Origin of the sequence: Ralstonia nicotianae, assembly GCF_018243235.1 — a bacterium.
Classification (GTDB): domain Bacteria; phylum Pseudomonadota; class Gammaproteobacteria; order Burkholderiales; family Burkholderiaceae; genus Ralstonia; species Ralstonia nicotianae.
Genome location: NZ_CP046674.1, coordinates 2,102,570 through 2,120,424, shown reverse-complemented (window position 1 = coordinate 2,120,424; position 17,855 = coordinate 2,102,570). Strand labels below are relative to the sequence as shown.

The 17,855-nt window shown below is 70.4% G+C and carries 16 protein-coding genes; 12 read left to right on the top strand and 4 right to left on the bottom strand.

Going from position 1 to position 17,855, the window contains the following annotated elements; translation table 11 throughout:
- Nucleotides 1–59 precede the first annotated feature (59 nt).
- Both GO999_RS09555 and GO999_RS09550 read left to right on the top strand, forming a co-directional pair.
- A complete protein-coding gene (locus GO999_RS09555) occupies nucleotides 60–530 on the top strand; it encodes an SRPBCC family protein (RefSeq protein ID WP_011001313.1) in 471 nt (156 codons plus the stop codon).
- A gap of 96 nt (nucleotides 531–626) precedes the next feature.
- Nucleotides 627–2,090: a DHA2 family efflux MFS transporter permease subunit gene (locus GO999_RS09550; protein WP_211906175.1), complete on the top strand. Its 1,464-nt coding sequence runs from the start codon at nucleotides 627–629 to the stop codon at nucleotides 2,088–2,090.
- Nucleotides 2,091–2,141: 51 nt separating this feature from the next.
- Here GO999_RS09550 and GO999_RS09545 read toward each other — a convergent pair whose 3' ends face one another.
- Nucleotides 2,142–2,411 (bottom strand): acyl-CoA-binding protein, encoded by a 270-nt coding sequence (locus GO999_RS09545; RefSeq protein WP_211906174.1) that lies wholly within the window; start codon nucleotides 2,409–2,411, stop codon nucleotides 2,142–2,144.
- A 152-nt stretch (nucleotides 2,412–2,563) separates the two neighbouring features.
- On the opposite strand from GO999_RS09545, the gene tsaB reads away from it, so the two are divergent.
- The 3 genes from tsaB (at nucleotide 2,564) to GO999_RS09530 (ending at nucleotide 4,900) form a co-directional block, all read left to right on the top strand.
- On the top strand, nucleotides 2,564–3,304 hold the full coding sequence (gene tsaB, locus GO999_RS09540; RefSeq protein WP_211906173.1) for a tRNA (adenosine(37)-N6)-threonylcarbamoyltransferase complex dimerization subunit type 1 TsaB: 741 nt from the start codon (nucleotides 2,564–2,566) through the stop codon (nucleotides 3,302–3,304).
- Nucleotides 3,301–3,834, top strand: coding sequence for a ribosomal protein S18-alanine N-acetyltransferase (rimI, locus tag GO999_RS09535; RefSeq protein WP_011001317.1), 534 nt, complete (start codon nucleotides 3,301–3,303; stop codon nucleotides 3,832–3,834). The genes tsaB and rimI overlap by 4 nt, the downstream gene beginning before the upstream one ends.
- A gap of 70 nt (nucleotides 3,835–3,904) precedes the next feature.
- Entirely contained in the window at nucleotides 3,905–4,900 is a 996-nt protein-coding gene (locus GO999_RS09530; RefSeq protein ID WP_211906172.1) for a uracil-DNA glycosylase, read from the top strand.
- Nucleotides 4,901–5,020: 120 nt separating this feature from the next.
- On the opposite strand, the gene lplT is transcribed toward GO999_RS09530, so the two are convergent.
- Nucleotides 5,021–6,337: a lysophospholipid transporter LplT gene (gene lplT / locus GO999_RS09525; RefSeq protein ID WP_011001319.1), complete on the bottom strand. Its 1,317-nt coding sequence runs from the start codon at nucleotides 6,335–6,337 to the stop codon at nucleotides 5,021–5,023.
- A 630-nt stretch (nucleotides 6,338–6,967) separates the two neighbouring features.
- Between lplT and alr the strand changes: the two genes are divergently transcribed.
- From alr to GO999_RS09505, 4 genes are all read left to right on the top strand, one after another.
- Nucleotides 6,968–8,095 carry an alanine racemase gene (alr, locus tag GO999_RS09520; RefSeq protein WP_020831897.1) on the top strand — a complete coding sequence of 376 codons (1,128 nt, stop codon included), beginning with the start codon at nucleotides 6,968–6,970 and terminating at the stop codon, nucleotides 8,093–8,095.
- A 79-nt stretch (nucleotides 8,096–8,174) separates the two neighbouring features.
- Nucleotides 8,175–9,545 (top strand): DNA repair protein RadA, encoded by a 1,371-nt coding sequence (radA, locus tag GO999_RS09515; protein WP_016722028.1) that lies wholly within the window; start codon nucleotides 8,175–8,177, stop codon nucleotides 9,543–9,545.
- Nucleotides 9,546–9,638: 93 nt separating this feature from the next.
- Nucleotides 9,639–10,118, top strand: a complete 480-nt coding sequence (locus GO999_RS09510; protein ID WP_011001322.1) for a disulfide bond formation protein B — start codon at nucleotides 9,639–9,641, stop codon at nucleotides 10,116–10,118.
- Nucleotides 10,119–10,127: 9 nt separating this feature from the next.
- Nucleotides 10,128–10,649, top strand: a complete 522-nt coding sequence (locus tag GO999_RS09505) for a 2-thiouracil desulfurase family protein (RefSeq protein ID WP_011001323.1) — start codon at nucleotides 10,128–10,130, stop codon at nucleotides 10,647–10,649.
- Here GO999_RS09505 and GO999_RS09500 read toward each other — a convergent pair.
- Both GO999_RS09500 and GO999_RS09495 read right to left on the bottom strand, forming a co-directional pair.
- Nucleotides 10,632–11,738: a CaiB/BaiF CoA transferase family protein gene (locus tag GO999_RS09500; RefSeq protein ID WP_211906171.1), complete on the bottom strand. Its 1,107-nt coding sequence runs from the start codon at nucleotides 11,736–11,738 to the stop codon at nucleotides 10,632–10,634. The two genes, GO999_RS09505 and GO999_RS09500, sit on opposite strands and share 18 nt — an antisense overlap.
- Nucleotides 11,739–11,769: 31 nt before the next feature.
- Entirely contained in the window at nucleotides 11,770–13,701 is a 1,932-nt protein-coding gene (locus GO999_RS09495; RefSeq protein ID WP_118872494.1) for an ATP-binding cassette domain-containing protein, read from the bottom strand.
- Nucleotides 13,702–13,940: 239 nt separating this feature from the next.
- Between GO999_RS09495 and GO999_RS09490 the strand changes: the two genes are divergently transcribed.
- The 3 genes from GO999_RS09490 (at nucleotide 13,941) to GO999_RS09480 (ending at nucleotide 17,854) form a co-directional block, all read left to right on the top strand.
- A complete protein-coding gene (locus GO999_RS09490; protein WP_011001326.1) occupies nucleotides 13,941–14,939 on the top strand; it encodes a MurR/RpiR family transcriptional regulator in 999 nt (332 codons plus the stop codon).
- Between the two features lie 26 nt (nucleotides 14,940–14,965).
- Nucleotides 14,966–15,928, top strand: coding sequence for an isoaspartyl peptidase/L-asparaginase family protein (locus GO999_RS09485; RefSeq protein WP_016722026.1), 963 nt, complete (start codon nucleotides 14,966–14,968; stop codon nucleotides 15,926–15,928).
- A gap of 78 nt (nucleotides 15,929–16,006) precedes the next feature.
- Complete coding sequence (locus tag GO999_RS09480) at nucleotides 16,007–17,854, top strand: dipeptide ABC transporter ATP-binding protein (protein ID WP_209318853.1); 1,848 nt, start codon at nucleotides 16,007–16,009, stop codon at nucleotides 17,852–17,854.
- Nucleotide 17,855 lies beyond the last annotated feature (1 nt).

The following is a 17,855-nucleotide window of genomic DNA, read 5'->3' as shown; positions in this document are numbered from 1 at the left end:
GGCGTTTTTCATTTGGGCGACCGCCGCGCCATAATGTCGGAAATTTTCCGGAGGCCGCTTTGCGTTTCGAACACCTGGTGGAAGTCAACGACCCACTCAACCCCCTGATGGACGCGCTCACGCTCAACCAGATCTGGCAGGGCCTGGTACTGCGCGTGCTGGAGCCGACCGAATTCGTCGAGGGCCTGGACGAGGGCATCATCACCGCGCGGGGCGAGGGCTGGGTCGAGCGCGAACTGCGTTTCGGCAAGGCGCGCATCCAGGATCGCGTGACGCTGGAGCCCCACCAGCGCGTCACCTACACCACCGCCGCCACCGGCGAGCACGCCGGCGGGTCGCTCACCATGACGATCGAGACCAACGAGGCCAACGCCGCCTTCATCCGCTTCGTCTACGACACCACGCTGCCCAGCGCCGACGAGACCGGCGACACGCGCTACGCCGAGATCGTCAAGTCGGCCTATCGCGAAGCCGACATCGACACCGTGCGCCGCATCCGCGAATTCGCAGCCATCGGCCGCCTCGGCTGATCGGCATCCCGCCCGGCCGGCGCGCGGAGGCCGCGCCGGCCGGGTTGGCGCTTCTGCCGTCTCCATTTTCGTAGCACATCCAATAACAACGAGAGCATGGCGACCTTCACGCCCACGCTGGAAACCCTGCGCGCGCGCCATGGCGAGCGCTTCAAGTGGCTGGTGCTGTTCACGCTGACGGTGGGCACGGTGTCGTCGATCATTTCCGCCACCATCGTCAACGTGGCGATTCCCGATCTGAGCCGGCATTTCGTGCTGGGCCAGGAGCGCGCGCAGTGGGTCTCGGCCAGCTTCATGGTGGCGATGACGCTGGCGATGCTGCTCACGCCGTGGCTGCTGCTGCGCTTCGGGCTGCGGCGCACCTTCATCGGCGCGCTGCTGTTGCTGGGCGTGGGCGGGCTGGTCGGCGGGCTGTCGCCCACCTACGGCGTGATGATCGCCATGCGGGTGGTGGGGGGCGTGGCGGCGGGCATCATGCAGCCGCTGCCCAATATCCTGATCCTGCGCGTGTTTCCGGAGCGCGAGCAGGGCAAGGCGTTCGGGCTGTTCGGCTTCGGCGTGGTGCTGGCGCCGGCGCTCGGGCCCAGCCTTGGCGGCTTCCTGGTGGAGCTGTTCGGCTGGCGCTCGATCTTCTTCGTGGTGGTGCCATTCACGCTGCTGGGCTGGGCGATGGCGCGCCGTTTCATGGCGATCAACTCGTCGATGGCCGGCGAGCCCAAGCCGCTCGACTGGCGCGGCCTGCTGCTGGTGGGCGCGGCGACGGTCGCGCTGCTCAACGGCCTGGTCGAACTGCACGCCGATGCCACGCGCGGCGTCGCGCTGATGGCCGTGTCGGCGGTGTGCCTGGCGATGTTCCTGTTCTGGCAGCGCCGCGTGGAATCGCCGCTGCTCGATCTGCGGCTGTTCAGCTACCGGCAGTTCGCCATGGGCGCCGTGGTGGCGTTCATCTACGGCGCGGGGCTGTATGGCTCGACCTACCTGTTGCCGGTGTACATGCAGGTGGCGCTCGCCTACACGCCGTCGAGCGCCGGGCTGGTGCTGCTGCCGCCCGGGCTGGCGCTGGCCGCGACGATCGTCGTGGCCGGGCGCCTGACCAGCCGGATCGAGCCGTACCGGCTGGTGTCGTTCGGGCTGGCGGCGCTGGCCGTGTCCTTCCTGCTGATGACGACCAACACCCGCGCCACCGGCTATCTGCTGCTGATCGGCATCGCCGCGATCGGGCGGGTCGGGCTGGGCTTCGTGCTGCCGTCGCTGAGCCTGGGCGCCATGCGCGGGGTCGATTTCACGCTGATCCCGCAGGGCTCCAGCGCCGTCAACTTCCTGCGCCAGCTGGGCGGGGCGATCGGCGTGTCGGCCACGGGCATCTTCCTGCAATGGCGGCTGGCCGCGCGCGGCATCGGTGCGGTGGGCGGCGTGGCGGTGGACCCGGAGGCGCGCATCGTGGCGTGCGACGAGACCTTCGTCTTCCTGGGCGTGCTGTGCGCGCTGGCGGTGGCGGCGGCCTGGCGCATGCGCCGGCGCGAGCCGGCCGCCGTGGTGTCGGCCGGCGTGGGGCCATAAAAAAGCCGGGCGCTCGGCCCGGCCATGTGCCATGTGCGCGGCGGTCGGCGATCAGGTCGTCGCGCCGCTCTTCAGTTCTTCGACGAGATCAATGTACTTCTGCCGGGCGTCGTCCTGCAAGAGGCCCTTCAGGCCCGCCCAGGCTTCGTACTTGTAGCGGCCGACGATGTCGGTGAAGCCAGGCTTGTCGCCGTGGACGTCGCCTTCGCTGCCTTGCTTGAAGAGGGCGTACAGGCGCAGCAGCGTCATGTTGCTGGGGCGCTCGGACAGACTCTTGACGTCGGTTTGGGCCTGTTCGAAACGGGTTTGCAGGTCGCTCATGATGGTTCCCGGCTGGAAAACGATGGTGCGCCGATGATAGCCCCGCACCCGCGCCGGCCGGGCCGTTTGAATTCGAGGATGCCCTCGGTTTTCGCGCGCGGTCGTCGCCCGCCGGCGGGGCCAGGCGGGGCACCAGCCGGTACAATGCCGCCATGCCCTGGATCCTTGCCTTCGATACCTCCACCGAATTCTGTTCCGTTGCCCTCGGTGACGGCACGCGCACGCTGTTTCGCCACGAACACACCGGCGCGCGCTCCAGCAGCCGCGTGCTGCCCGCCGCCGGCGAACTGCTGGCCGAAGCCGGCATCGCCCTGGGCGACTGCGCGGCCATCGCGTTCGGCGCCGGGCCCGGTTCGTTCACCGGCCTGCGGACCGCATGCGGCGTGGCGCAGGGCCTGGCCTTCGGCGCCGGCCTGCCGGTGGTGCCGGTCAACTCGCTGATGGCCTGCGCCGAGCAGACGCGCGCCGCGCTGCCGGTCGGCACCGCCGTCACCGTGGCGCTGGATGCCCGCATGGACGAGTGCTACTGGGCCAGCTTCGTGCCCGTGGCCGAAGACGCCTCCGGCTGGCACGCGCTGTCGGCCGTCCAGGTGAGCGCGCCGCAGGCCGTGGCGCCGCCGCAGCAGCCGTACTGGCTGGCGGGCAACGCCGCCGCGGTGTTCGGTGATCGGCTCGCTGCCGCGACCGGCGCGACCGGCGCGGCCGCCGTGCTGCCCGACGTGGCGCCGCACGCGCGCGAGATCGTCACCCTCGGGCTGCGCCTGCTGGCCGCCGGCCACACGGTGCGCCCGGAAGACGCCGCGCCGCTGTACGTGCGCGACAAGGTCGCGCTGACCATCGAAGAGCGCCAGGCCGTGCAGCAGGCCAAGGCCGCCGCGGGTGCGCGGGCATGAGCCAGGTCCAGGTCGACCGGGCCCTCGCCGGCCTCATTGTCCGCGCGCCGCTGCCCGCCGGCTGGCGCGCCGAGCGGATGTCCGCGCTGGACGTGGCCGCCGTGGCGGCAGTCGAGCAGGCGGCATTCGCCTTTCCGTGGTCGCGCGGCAATTTCGAGGATTCGCTCAAGTCGGGCCACCTCGGCATCGTGCTGCGCGACGGCGGCAACCAGGTTGCCGGCTACCTGATCCTGATGCCGGTGGTGGATGAGATGCACCTGCTGAACGTGACCGTGGCGCCCGCCTGGCAGCGGCAGGGGCTGGGCCGCTGGCTACTGCGCGCCGCGCAGGCGCTGACGCTGGCGCACGGCTTCGCCAGCCTGCTGCTGGAAGTGCGGCCGTCCAATGCCGGCGCGATCGCGCTGTATCGCCGCGTCGGGTTTGCCGAGATCGGCCGGCGCAAGCGCTACTACCCGGCCGAGAACAACACGCGGGAAGACGCGCTGGTGATGCGCATCGCCTGCGAAGCCGGCGGCGTGGAGGCGGCATGAGCAGCGGGCGGAAGCTTTGCGCGGCCGGCCCGCGCGCATCGGTGACCCACAACCCTCCGGAGGCGGCCGCATGAACCGTCGAGCCCGCATGCTGGAAGCGCTGGGCGTGTCCAATGAATGGCGCCTGCGTGGCGTTGAGCCGGCCGCAGTGGCCGTTGTCGAGGCCGAGGCGGCCGACATGGTTCCGATTGCCGGGGCGGTCGAGGCAGCCGTGGCCGACGCGCCGGCTCCGCGCATCGAAGCATCCCCCGTCGTTGTGGCTGAAGTCGTGCCGGTGGCCGCGCCTGCTGCTGCTGCCGCCGCGACCGTCGCCGACGTCCCGACCGACTCGACCGTCCCGACCGTCCCGACCGTCCCGACCGTCCCGACCGACTCGACCGTCCCGACCGACTCGACCGACTCGACCGACTCGACCGACTCGACCGACTCGACCGACTCGACCGACTCGACCGACTCGACCGACTCGACCGACCCCGTGGCGCCGCGCACACAGCGCATCGCCGCGTTCGACTGGGCGCAGCTGGAAGCGGCCGTCTCTGGCTGCACCGCGTGCAAGCTGTGCGAGCGCCGCACGCAGACCGTGTTCGGCGTCGGCGACCGCCAGGCCGACTGGATGCTGATCGGCGAGGCCCCCGGCGAGCAGGAGGACCGGCAGGGCGAGCCCTTCGTCGGCCAGGCCGGCAAGCTGCTCGACAGCATGCTGCGCGCGATCGGCCTGTCGCGCGAGACCGGCGTGTTCATCGCCAACGTGCTCAAATGCCGCCCGCCCGGCAACCGCGATCCGGAGCCGGACGAGGTGGCGATGTGCGATCCGTACCTCAAGCGCCAGATCGCGCTGATCAAGCCGCGCGTGATCGTTGTGCTGGGCCGCTTCGCCGCGCAGAGCCTGCTGCAGACCCAGACGCCGGTCGGCAAGCTGCGCGGCAAGGTGCACGAGGTGGATGGCGTGCCGGTGGTGGTCACCTATCACCCGGCCTATCTGCTGCGTACCCTGACCGACAAGGCGCGCGCATGGGAAGACCTGTGCCTGGCGCGCAAGGTCTATGCCGAGCGCGGCGGGGTGTAGCCGCACGCGCAGGAGCGGGTGCCGGACGGCAGCGGTGTTGGGCGGAGGCCGTCCGGCGTTATTGCCGGTCGGCGGGAGGTGAGGGAGGGGGCGCCGCCGCCGAAGCGCGGGCCCGGATGCTCAGTGGTGCTTGTCTTCGCCGATCAGCGCGGCGGTGTGATAGACCCGCTCGTTGCGGCGATGGCGCCGCATCACCAGCGCCATGGTCACGCAGACGAACACGCCGAACGCCACGATCACCACGCCCACCGGCACATCCAGCTTGATCAGCAGGGCGTACAGGCACAGCATCAGCAGCACCGACACGTTCTCATTGAAGTTCTGCACGGCGATCGAGTGGCCCGCCGACAGCAGCACGTGGCCGCGGTGCTGCAGCAGCGCGTTCATCGGCACCACGAAGAAGCCCGACATGGCGCCGACCATCATCAGGAAGAGATAGGCGATCAGCATGTACAGCGGCAGCTTCATGTGGCCGATGTGGAAGGTCACGTCGGGGATGGTGTGCTTGGTGTAGAACGCCATCAGCATGACGAGCGCCCCCATCGCCACGCCGACCGGCAGCACGTCGAGCGAGCGGCGCAGCGGCACCTTCACGGCGGCGGCCATGGCTCCGGCCGCCACGCCCACGGCCACCACGGCCTGCAGGATGGCGCCCTGCGACAGGTTCAGCTCCAGTGACCTTTCCGCCCACTTGAGCACGATGAACTGCAGCGTCGCGCCGGCGCCCCAGAACAGCGTCGTCACCGCCAGCGAGATCTGGCCCAGCTTGTCGCGCCACAGGGCGTTGAAGCAGTCGGCGAACTCGGCGATCAGGCGCACCGGGTTTTTCTCCTGCTGCGGATAGCGCGCGCCGGTGTCGGGAATGCGCAGGTTGAACAGCGCAGCCACCAGGTAGATCACCATGATGACGATCATGGCGGCCTCGGCGGGCGTGTCGATGGCTTCCAGCCCCGGCACGTCGATCGACAGCAGCCAGGTCGAGATGTGCTTGGAGATCAGCGCGCCGCCCAGCACCGTGCCCAGGATGATCGAGCCCACCGTCAGCCCTTCGATCCAGCCGTTGGCCGCGACCAGCTTCTCGGGCGGGAGGAGTTCGGTCAGCAGGCCGTACTTGGCTGGCGAATAGGCCGCCGCGCCGAAGCCGACCACGCCGTACGCCAGCAGCGGGTGCAAGCCGGTCAGCATGACGCCGCAGCCGGCCAGCTTGATGGCGTTGGTGATGAGCATCACGCGGCCCTTGGGCATGGAGTCGGCAAAGGCGCCGACGAAGGCGGCCAGCAGCACGTAGGAGAGCACGAAGAACAGCTTGAGCAGCGGCGTCATCCACTGCGGCGAGTGCATCTCGGTCAGAAGGGCGATGGCCGCGATCAGCAGCGCATTGTCCGCCAGCGACGAGAAAAACTGCGCCGCCATGATGGTGTAAAAGCCCTTCTTCATACCTTCGAGTTCGTCCCCGTAGACCGCGGTGCCATTCCCGTCTTCCCGAACCGCCGGCAGGGCGCCGGTGCGAGGGAGTCCGTCCCCGGGGCAGCCGGCGAGGCGACGCGGCGGTTGGCCGGCCGCGCAGTGCGCATGGGTGCGATGCCGGCACGGCGGCCGGTCGTTGCGCGGGCTCCCCTTGCCCGGGTTCCCTTTGCCGGGGCCGGCAGGCACTGCCGGATCGCCGCGGGAATCTTCACAGACAGGCGGCCGGGCTGCGTGTTCCGTCCGGAGCGTATTTTGTACTCGCCTGCCGTCATGCCGGGAATCCATGTGATCCGGCCGCGCACAAAGAGGTGGACAACGCCCGACTTTCCTTATGCCGCGACTGCATCACGTAGGTGTCCCCTGGCTAAATTGAACGGCTTTATATCACGAAACTCGCGCCTGTCCGGTGACGGCGGCGCACTTTCTTTTCAGCCGCTGCTCAACTTCGCGAACCCGGCGGCGTCCTGTGGTCAAATAGAACGTTGATCGCGTGCCGCGCAGCGCACCATCTCGCACTGCCGGCTTCGCACGCTTATTGCGTCGCAGCATCGATGGCGTGCCATGCGCGCGCCGCCATCCTCACTTTGCAGGTTTGTCGTCATGCCAAGACCCATTCAGGCCGTCATCCACGGCCCCGCACTCGCCAACAATCTCCAGGTGGTTCGCCGCCACGCCGCGGACTCGCGCGTCTGGGCGGTCATCAAGGCCAACGCATACGGCCACGGCATCGAGCGTGCCTATGAGGGGCTGCGCCAGGCCGACGGCTTCGGCCTGCTCGATCTGGACGAGGCCGTCCGGCTGCGCCAGCTGGGCTGGCAGGGGCCGATCCTGCTGCTCGAGGGCTTCTTCAAGCCGGAAGACCTGGCGCTGGTCGAGCAATACCGATTGACCACCACCGTCCATTGCGAGGAGCAGTTGCGCATGCTGGAACTGGCGCGCCTGAAGGGGCCGGTGAGTATCCAGCTGAAGATCAACACGGGCATGAGCCGCCTGGGCTTCGCGCCGGCCGCGTACCGTGCGGCCTGGGAGCATGCCCGCGCCATTTCCGGCATCGGCACCATCGTCCACATGACGCATTTTTCCGATGCCGACGGCCCGCGCGGCATCGATCACCAGTTGGCCGCCTTCGAGCAGGCCACGCAGGGGCTGCCGGGCGAGGCGAGCCTGTCCAACTCCGCCGCCACGCTGTGGCATCCGAGGGCGCACCGGGACTGGGTGCGCCCCGGCGTGATCCTGTACGGTGCTTCGCCGACCGGCGTGGCCGCCGACATCGAAGGCACCGGCCTGATGCCGGCCATGACGCTCAAGAGCGAGCTGATCGCCGTCCAGGACCTGCAGCCGGGCGCGACCGTCGGCTACGGCTCGCGCTTCGAGGCCGAGCAGCCGATGCGCATCGGCATCGTCGCGTGCGGCTATGCCGATGGCTATCCGCGCCATGCCCCCGGCTGGGACGGCAACTACACGCCGGTGCTGGTGGACGGCGTGCGCACGCGCATGGTGGGCCGCGTGTCGATGGACATGATCACCGTGGACCTGGCCGAAGTGCCGGGCGCCCGCGTTGGCGCACCCGTCACGCTGTGGGGGCAGGGCCTGCCGATCGACGAGGTGGCGCATGCCGCCGGCACGGTCGGCTACGAGCTGATGTGCGCGCTGGCGCCGCGCGTGCCGGTGACGGTCGAGCCGGCCGGCGCGGCGGATGCCGGCGAGACGCTCGGCAAGGCGGCCTGAGCGCCGCGTTCCCATCACACTGAAAACAAAGCGATCAAGCGGCCGCCCCTGAATGCGGCGGCCGCGGGCAGGGGGTTGTTTGGCCAAGAGCAAGACGGTCTATACGTGCACCGAGTGCGGCGGCACGTCGCCGAAATGGGCGGGGCAGTGCCCGCATTGCCAGCAGTGGAACACGCTGGTGGAAACCGTGGCGCAGCCGGTGTCCGGCGCCGGCGCGCGCTTCCAGTCGCTGGCGGCGAGCGCCGTGGTGCGCAAGCTGGCGGACATCGACGCCGTGGACGTGCCGCGCTTCTCCAGCGGCATCGACGAATTCGACCGCGTGCTGGGCGGCGGCCTGGTCGGCGGCGGCGTGGTGCTGATCGGCGGCGATCCGGGCATCGGCAAGTCGACGCTGCTGCTGCAGGCGCTGTCCAACCTGGCGGCCAGCCGGCGCGTGCTGTATGTGAGCGGCGAGGAGTCCGGCGCGCAGATCGCGCTGCGGGCGCGGCGCCTGGGCGTCGAAAGCCCGAACCTGGCGCTGCTGGCCGAGATCCAGCTCGAGCGCATCCAGGCCACCATCGAGGCGGAGAAGCCCGAGGTGGTCGTCATCGACTCCATCCAGACGCTGTACTCGGAGGCGCTGACCTCGGCGCCGGGCTCGGTGGCCCAGGTGCGCGAATGCGCGGCGCAGCTCACGCGCATCGCCAAGCGGCTGGACGTGACCACCATCCTGGTCGGCCACGTGACCAAGGAGGGCGCACTGGCGGGCCCGCGCGTGCTGGAGCACATCGTCGATACGGTGCTGTATTTCGAGGGCGACACGCATTCGGCCTACCGGCTGGTGCGCGCGTTCAAGAACCGCTTCGGCGCGGTCAACGAGCTGGGCGTGTTCGCCATGACCGAGCGCGGCCTGCGTGGCGTGGCGAATCCGTCGGCGCTGTTCCTGTCGCAGCACGAGCAGACCGTGCCGGGCTCGTGCGTGCTGGTGACGCAGGAGGGCACGCGCCCGTTGCTGGTGGAGATCCAGGCGCTGGTGGATGCGGCGGGCGTGCCGAACCCGCGGCGGCTGGCGGTGGGCCTGGAGCAGAACCGGCTGGCGATGCTGCTGGCGGTGCTGCACCGGCACGCGGGCATTGCCTGCTTTGACCAGGACGTGTTCCTCAATGCCGTGGGCGGGGTCAAGATCACCGAGCCGGCGGCGGACCTGGCGGTGCTGCTGGCGATCCATTCGTCGATGCGCAACAAGCCGCTGCCGCGCGGGCTGGTGGTTTTCGGCGAGATCGGGCTGGCCGGCGAGATCCGTCCGACGCCGCGCGGGCAGGAGCGCCTGAAGGAAGCGGCCAAGCTGGGCTTCTCGATTGCCGTGATCCCCAAGTCGAACGCGCCCAAGCAGCCGATCGACGGCCTGCAGGTGATCGCCGTCGAGCGCATCGAGCAGGCGATCGACCGGGTGCGCGGGCTGGAGGCTTAAAATTTTTGAAGCGCCGCCGACGATGTTGTTGAAGGTCTCGGCAGCGCTGCGGTGCGATAATCCGCCAACCTTTCTCACCCATCCAACGCCGCCATGCAAGCCAATTCGCGCGCCTTCTTCCTGCTCATTGCCGTGATCGCCTTCGGGCTGGTCGGGTATGCGCTGTACCTGCAGCACGTGGAGGGCCTGCAGCCGTGTCCGCTGTGTGTGCTGCAGCGGTTCGCCTTCGTCGGCATCGGGGTGTTCTCGCTGCTGGCGGCGCTGTCGTCGGCCACGCGGCTGCTGTGGCACGGGCTGGGGATGCTGTCGGGGCTGGGCGGCATCTTCGTGGCGGGGTATCACGTGTCGCTGCTGCTGAACCCGAAGGCGAGCTGCGGCATCGACCCGATCGAGAACTGGGTCAACGCCTTGCCGACCGCCAAATGGCTGCCGCAGGTGTTCGAGTCCGATGGCCTGTGCACGGCGCCGCTGCCGCCGGTGCTGGGCGTGTCGATCCCGCTGTGGTCGCTGATCTGGATGGTGATCCTGGCGCTGACGCTGGTGGTGGCGATGATCCGCCGCGAGCGCCGCTGAGCGGCCGCCATGCCGGTGCATCGCGTCCTGGTCAGCGCCTGCCTGCTGGGGCAGCCGGTGCGCTACGACGGCGGTACGGTGATCGTCGAGGGGGGCATCCTGGCGCGCTGGCAGATGGAAGGGCGCATCGTGCCGATGTGCCCGGAGATGGCCGGCGGCCTGCCGGTGCCGCGCCTGCCGGCGGAAATCCGCGGCGAGGGCGGCGGCGCGGCCGTGCTGCGCGGCACGGCCCGCGTGGTGGAGCACCATGGCCACGATGTGACCGACGCATTCGTGCGGGGCGCGCAACGCGCCCTGGCGGCGGCGCAGGAGGCTGGCGTGCGGGTGGCCGTGCTGACCGAGCGCAGCCCGTCCTGCGGGTCCGCGTTTCTCTATGACGGCTCGTTCTCCGAGCAGTTGCTGCACGGCGAGGGCGTGACCGCGGCGGCGCTGCGCCAGCATGGCATCCGTGTGTTCAGCCAGCACCAGCTCGATGAGGCCGCGCGCCTGCTCGACGCGCTGGATCACGGCGAGTCAATCCCGGAAGCGTAGCGGCAGCGCGAGCTGCACCGGCTCCCCGTCTTCCCGCAGTACGCTGCCGCGTGCGGTGAACAGCGGGTGCCGCATCGCGTCTTCCATGCGCAGCACGGGGGTGACGCAGCAGTCCGCGCCGGCAAAGCGCGCCGCCCATTCGGCCTGCGTGGCGGTGCGAAAGCGCGCGGCGAGTTCGTCGCGCATGGCGCGGGCTTCTTCGCCGCCGATGGGCTGGCCGAGCGACCAGTGCCTGTCTTTCCATTCCGGCTTATCGATCATCTCGCACAGGGCCTGCCAGAACTTCAGCTCGAGCGCGCCCACGGCCATGCAGCGGCCGTCCGCCGTGCGGTAGACGCCATAGCACGGCACGCCGCCGTTGAGCAGGTCGGTGCCGGCGCGGCTGGCCCGGCCGTGCGCGCCGACCGCGAAGAACGCCATCAGGTTGTGCGTGAACACCGCGTCGGTCATCGAGACGTCGATGTGGCGGCCGTGTCCGGTGGCGCGCGCATCGACCAGCGCGGCCAGGATGCCGACCACCGCCGTCAGCGCGCCGCCCAGCAGGTCGCCGATCTGCACGTTGGGCACGATGGGCGTGCCGTCGTCGCCGATGAGCTGGTCCAGCATGCCCGCGTAGCCGACGTAGTTGATGTCGTGGCCGGCGGCCTGGGCCAGCGGGCCGTCCTGGCCGTAGCCGCTGATCGAGCACATCACCAGCGCCGGATTGGCCGCGCGCAGCGTGTCCCAGCCGACGCCCAGGCGCGCCATCACGCCGGGGCGGAAGCTTTCGACCAGGACGTCGGCGCTGCGCGCGTGTTCGATGAGGGACTCGCGGTCTTCGGGCCGTTTCAGGTCGAGCCGCGTTTCGGCCTTGCCGCGGTTGAGCGCGCGGAAGAAGAGGCTGGGGCGGCCGGCGGCGCGGTCGGCGGGCGTGCGCAGCATGTCGCGCGCGTAGTCGCCGGGGCCGGGGTCTTCGATCTTGATGACCTCGGCGCCCAGGTCGGCCAGATGGCGCGTGGCGGCGGGGCCGGGCAGCAGGCGCGTCAGGTCGAGCACGCGCACGCCGGCCAGCGGCCGGTGCGGGGCGGGGTCCGGCGCGGTGGATGTCATCGACAGGTCTCCTTCGCCGGGCGCGCCGGCATCACCCGATCTGTTCGAGCTGTTCCTGCAGGGCGAGCCAGCGCGCTTCGAGCTGGTCCAGCTCGGTGTTGACTTCGGCCTGGCGGCGCAGGCTTTCCATCAGGCGCGCCTTGTTGGCATCTTCGTAGGCGGCGCCGTCGGCGAGGAAGGCTTCGAGCGCGGTCTTTTCCTGCTGCAGCGGCGCCATGCGCTTTTCGACGGTGTCGACATCCTTCTGCAGCGGCTTGCGCCTGGCGGCCAGGCGCTGGCGCTGCTCGGCTTCCTCGCGCTTCTGGTCGCGGCGGTTGACGGCGGGCGCCGCGTCGCCGGTGCCGGCGGCGGCCGGCGTGCTGGCCGCGGCGCGCTTGGCGGCGGCCTGCCTGAGCAGCCAGTCGCGGTAGTCGTCCAGGTCGCCGTCGAACGGGGCGACGGTGCCCTGGCCCACCAGCAGGAACTGGTCGGTGGTCGCGCGCAGCAGGTGGCGGTCGTGCGAGACGAGGATCAGCGTGCCGTCGAACTGGGCCAGCGCCATGGTGAGCGCTTCGCGGGTATCGAGGTCCAGGTGGTTGGTCGGCTCGTCGAGCAGCAGCAGGTTGGGGCGCTGCCAGACGATCAGCGCGAGCGCCAGGCGCGCCTTCTCGCCGCCGGAGAACGGGGCGATGGGCGCGGTGGCCATGTCGCCGCGGAAGTTGAAGCTGCCGAGGAAGTCGCGCAGCTCCTGCTCGCGCACGTCGGGCGCCAGGCGCGCCAGGTGCAGCAGCGGCGAGGCGTGGTCGTCCAGCGTCTCCAGCTGGTGCTGGGCGAAGTAGCCGATCTGCAGGCCCTTGCCGCGCCGGATGCTGCCGTCCAGCGGCGCGAGCGTGTCGGCCAGCGTCTTCACGAGCGTCGACTTGCCCTGGCCGTTGGCGCCCAGCAGGCCGATGCGCTGGCCGGTCTGGATCGAGAACGTCAGGCGCTCGAGGATGGTGATGGGGGTCTCGGCGCCGGGGTAGCCGCAGTCGACGCCTTCGAAGGTGAGCATCGGGTTGGGCGCGGCATCGGGCTCGCGGAATTCGAACGCGAAGCCGGCCGCCGCGTGCACCGGCGCGAGCCGTTCCATGCGCTCGAGCGCCTTGACGCGGCTCTGCGCCTGCTTGGCCTTGCTGGCCTTGGCCTTGAAGCGCGTGATGAACGATTCGAGGTGCGCGATCTGCTTCTGCTGGCGCGCGTAGGCCGATTCCTGCAGGGCCATCTGCTGCAGGCGCTGCGTCTCGAACTGCGTGTAGTTGCCGCCGTAGCGCTTGAGCTTGCAGTGCTCGATGTGCAGCGTGACGTTGCAGACGGCGTCGAGGAATTCGCGGTCGTGCGAAATCATCACCAGCGTGCCGGGGTAGCGCGCGAGCCAGTCTTCCAGCCACACCACGGCGTCGAGGTCCAGGTGGTTGGTCGGCTCGTCGAGCAGCAGCAGGTCGGATGGGCACATCAGCGCCTGCGCCAGGTTCAGCCGCATGCGCCAGCCGCCCGAGAAGCTCGCCACCGGCTGCTGTGTCTGCGCCATGGTGAAGCCGAGGCCGAGCAGCAGCGCCTGGGCGCGCGCCGGGGCGGTGTAGCCGTCGGCGTCGGCGAAGGCGGCGTGGGCTTCGGCCTGGGCGTGGCCGTCGTGGCGTGCTTCGGCATCGGCCAGCCGGCGCTCGATGTCGCGCAGGCGCGTGTCGCCGTCGAGGGTGTAGTCGAGCGCGCTGCGCTCCACCGCGGGCGTCTCCTGCGCCACATGCGCGATCTGCCAGGTCGGCGGGATGGCCACCTCGCCGCCGTCGGCATGCAGCTCGCCCCGCAGCAGCGCGAACAGGGTCGATTTGCCGCTGCCGTTCACACCCACCAGGCCGGCGCGCTCGCCGGGGTTGAGTGTGGCCGAGGCATGGTCGAACAGCACCTTGGTGCCGCGCTGGAGTACGAGGTCGTCGAAGCGGATCACGAAAAACTGCGCCAGTGGAATCAGGACAAGGGTGCGATTGTAGCGCGCGGCCTTGCACGATCCGGTGGCGGACGGCCTGTCCGGCGTGGTGCATCGCACCGCGCGGCGGCATGCGGTGCCCCGGGCCGGTGCGGCGCCCCGGCGGTTAGGGAAAACCATAGGCCGGTGTGAAAGTTTTTTTCTTTACATGGTGCGGTCGTGTAAATACATTTACAGCAACCTTCCACGGCAACAGGATCATGGCGAAGCCTTCCCGCAAGCGTCCGGACGCGCAGCAAGCCGCGTTCGCCGCCGATGCGTCGATCTCCGAGCGCATCGCGGCCGCGCTCGCCACGCTGACGCCGGCGCACCAGCGCATGGCGGAATACGTGCTGGCGAACCCGTTTCGCGCGGCCACCATGCGCATCGACGAATTTGCCGAGGCCGTGGGGATGTCGGTGGCGACGGCCAACCGTTTCGCGCATGCGCTGGGCTTCGACGGCTATCCGCGCTTTCGCGCCGAGCTGGTGCGCGGCTTCGAGGCGACGCTCGCGCCGGTCGAAAAGCTGCGGCATGAGCTGGCGCGTCCGGCCAGCAGCGCCGAGATCTTCGCCGCCTCGCTGAACGAAGACATCGGCAACCTGGAGGCCACCCGCCGCATGCTCGACCCGGCCGCCTGCGAGCGGGCGGTGGAGGCCATCCTGGCCGCCCCGCGCATCTACGTGGTGGGGTTCGGCGCCAGCGGCTACCTGGCCGGGCTGCTGCGGCACGGGCTGGACCTGTACTGCGACACGGTGTTGTCGGTGTCGCAGGCGGGCGGGGCGTCGGACGCGGCGCGGCAGCTGCGCAAGATCGCGCCGGACGACCTGCTGATCGCCATCGCCTTTCCGCGCTACGCCGCCGACACCATCACGCTGGCCAAGCGCGTGCGCGACCACGGCGGCCGCGTGCTGGCGCTGACCGACGGCCCGGCCTCGCCGCTGGCGCCGCTGGCCGATATCGCACTCTATGCGCGCACGGAGCGGCAGTTTTCCGCCTCGTCCGATTCGGCCACGGTGGCGCTGATCGAAGCGCTGTGCGGTGCCGTCGCGCATCGCTCGGCGCGTTCGCTGGAATCGGCCGCGAACCTGACTGCCTTCGTGCTGCCCTGGCTGCATGCGGGCCAGGCGCCGCGCGCCACGCCGGCTGCGCCTGCCGACACGGCCCGCGTGGCCACGGCCACCACCCGGCGCGGCCGCAAGCGCGCGTCGGCCGACTGATCCCGAGATTGCCGAGACCCACCCGTATGCCCACCCCGATCCTCGCCATCCATGGCGGCGCCGGCACCATTACCCGGGCGGCGATGGACGCCGACAAGGAAGCCGCCTACCGGCAGGCGCTCGACGGCATCCTGCTGGCCGGCCAGCGCATTCTGGCCGGCGGCGGCAGCGCGCTCGACGCCGTGACCGAAGCCGTGCGCCTGCTGGAAGCGTGCCCGCTGTTCAATGCCGGCAAGGGGTCCGTGCTCACGCGCGCGGGCACCTACGAGCTGGATGCCTCGATCATGGACGGCACCACGCTGGCCGCCGGCGCGGTGACCTGCGTCAAGCGCCTGCGCCATCCCGTGCTGGCCGCGCGCGCCGTGATGGAGCACAGCGAGCACGTGCTGTTCACCTCCGAGGGTGCCGAGGCGTTCGCCGCGTCGCAGGGGCTGGAGTTCGTCGAGCCGGACTACTACTACACCGAGGCGCGCTACGCCCAGTGGCAGCGCGCCCGCCAGCACGCCGGCATGGCGCTGCTCGACCACGATGCGGCATCCCTGCTGGCGCAGGCGCCCGAGCCGATCGATCCCGACAGCAAGTTCGGCACCGTGGGCGCGGTCGCGTGCGATGCGCAGGGCCGGCTGGCGGCGGCCACGTCCACCGGCGGCGTCACCAACAAGCAGGTCGGCCGGGTGGGCGATACGCCGCTGATCGGCGCCGGCTGCTACGCCAACCGCGCCGCCGCCGTGTCGTGCACCGGCACCGGGGAGATGTTCATCCGCGCCGTGGCCGCCTACGACGTGGCCGCGCAGATGGAATACGCCGGCAAGCCGCTGGCCGAGGCCTGCGACGACGTGGTGATGCGCAAGCTGGTCGCCATCGGGGGGCGCGGCGGGCTGATCGCGGTGGATGCACACGGCAACGTGGCGCTGCCGTTCAACACCGAGGGCATGTACCGGGGCTTCGCGCGCGGGGATGCCGCGCCCGAGGTCTCGATTTACCGATAGCGGACCGCGCCCGACCGCGTGGCCGCAAGCAGGAGCACCACCGTGACAGCAACCCAGCAGACCGAGACCGCCATCGCGATGCCCGAGCAGCGCATCGTGCAGGTGCAGGACCTGAGCGTGCGCTTCGCCACGTCCGAGCGCGTGGTCGATGCGGTGCGCAGCCTGTCGTTCCACGTCGATCGCGGCGAGACGCTGGCGGTGGTGGGCGAATCGGGCTCGGGCAAGTCGGTGACCTCGCTCGCGCTGATGCGGCTGGTGGAGCACGGCGGTGGCCGGATCGTCGGCGGCCACATGCATCTGCGCCGGCGCGGCGGCGAGGTGCTCGACCTGGTGAACGCCAGCCAGGCCGCCATGCGCGGCGTGCGCGGCGCCGACATCGCCATGATCTTCCAGGAGCCGATGACCTCGCTCAACCCGGTCTTCCCGGTGGGCGAGCAGATCGCCGAGTCGATCCGGCTGCACCAGGGCAAGTCGCGCGCCGAAGCCCGGGCCGAGGCGCTGCGCATGCTGGAGCAGGTGCGCATTCCCGAGGCGCGGCGGGTGCTGGCGCGCTATCCGCACCAGCTCTCGGGCGGCATGCGCCAGCGCGTGATGATCGCGATGGCGCTGTCGTGCCGGCCGTCGCTGCTGATCGCCGACGAGCCGACCACGGCGCTGGACGTGACCATCCAGGCCGAGATCCTGCAGCTGATCCGCGCGCTGCAGCAGGAGATGCGGATGGCGGTCGTCTTCATTACGCACGACATGGGCGTGGTGGCGGAGGTGGCCGACCGCGTGCTCGTGATGTACAAGGGCGAGCGCGTGGAGGCGGGGCCGTCGGCTGCGGTGTTCGCGCAGCCGGCGCATCCGTACACGCGCGCGCTGCTGTCGGCGGTGCCCCAGCTGGGCGCGATGGCGGGCACCGACGGGCCGGCGCGTTTCCCGCTGGTGCGCGTGGACGGCACCGGCCTGCCGATCGACACCACCCCGCAGCCGGCCGTGCCGCACGCCGGGCAGCCGATTCTGCGCGTGCGTGACCTGGTGACGCGCTTCGACGTGCCGGCCGGGCTGTTCGGCCGGGTTGCGCGGCGCGTGCATGCGGTGGAGCGCGTCAGCTTCGATCTGTATCCGGGCGAGACGCTGGCGCTGGTGGGCGAATCGGGCTGCGGCAAGTCGACCACCGGACGGTCGCTGCTGCGGCTGGTGGACAGCCAGAGCGGCAGCATCGAGTTCGCCGGCCAGAACATCGGCGCGCTCAAGGGGCATGCGCTGCAGACGCTGCGCCGGAATATCCAGTTCATCTTCCAGGACCCGTTCGCCTCGCTGGACCCGCGCGTGCCGGTCGGCTATTCGATCATGGAGCCGCTGCTGGTGCACAAGGTGGCCTCCGGCCGGCAGGCGCAGGAGCGGGTGGAGTGGCTGCTCGACAAGGTCGGCCTGCAGGCGGCGCACGCGGCGCGCTATCCGCACGAATTCTCGGGCGGCCAGCGCCAGCGCATCTGCATCGCGCGGGCGCTGGCGCTGAACCCGAAGGTGGTGATCGCCGACGAGTCGGTCTCGGCACTGGACGTGTCCATCCAGGCGCAGATCGTCAACCTGATGCTCGACCTGCAGAAGGAATTCGGTATCGCCTTCCTGTTCATCTCGCACGACATGGCGGTGGTGGAGCGCATCAGCCACCGCGTGGCGGTGATGTACCTGGGCCAGATCGTCGAGATCGGCCCGCGCCGGGCGATCTTCGAGAACCCGCAGCATCCGTACACGAAGAAGCTGATGTCGGCGGTGCCGATCGCCGACCCGGCGCGCCGCCACCTGAAGCGCGAGCTTTCCACGCACGAGATTCCCAGCCCGATCCGCGCCATCGACGACATGCCGGTGGTGCGGCCGCTGGAGCAGGTGGCGCCAGACCACTTCGTCGCCCGCCATGCGATCGGCGGCGCCTATTGAA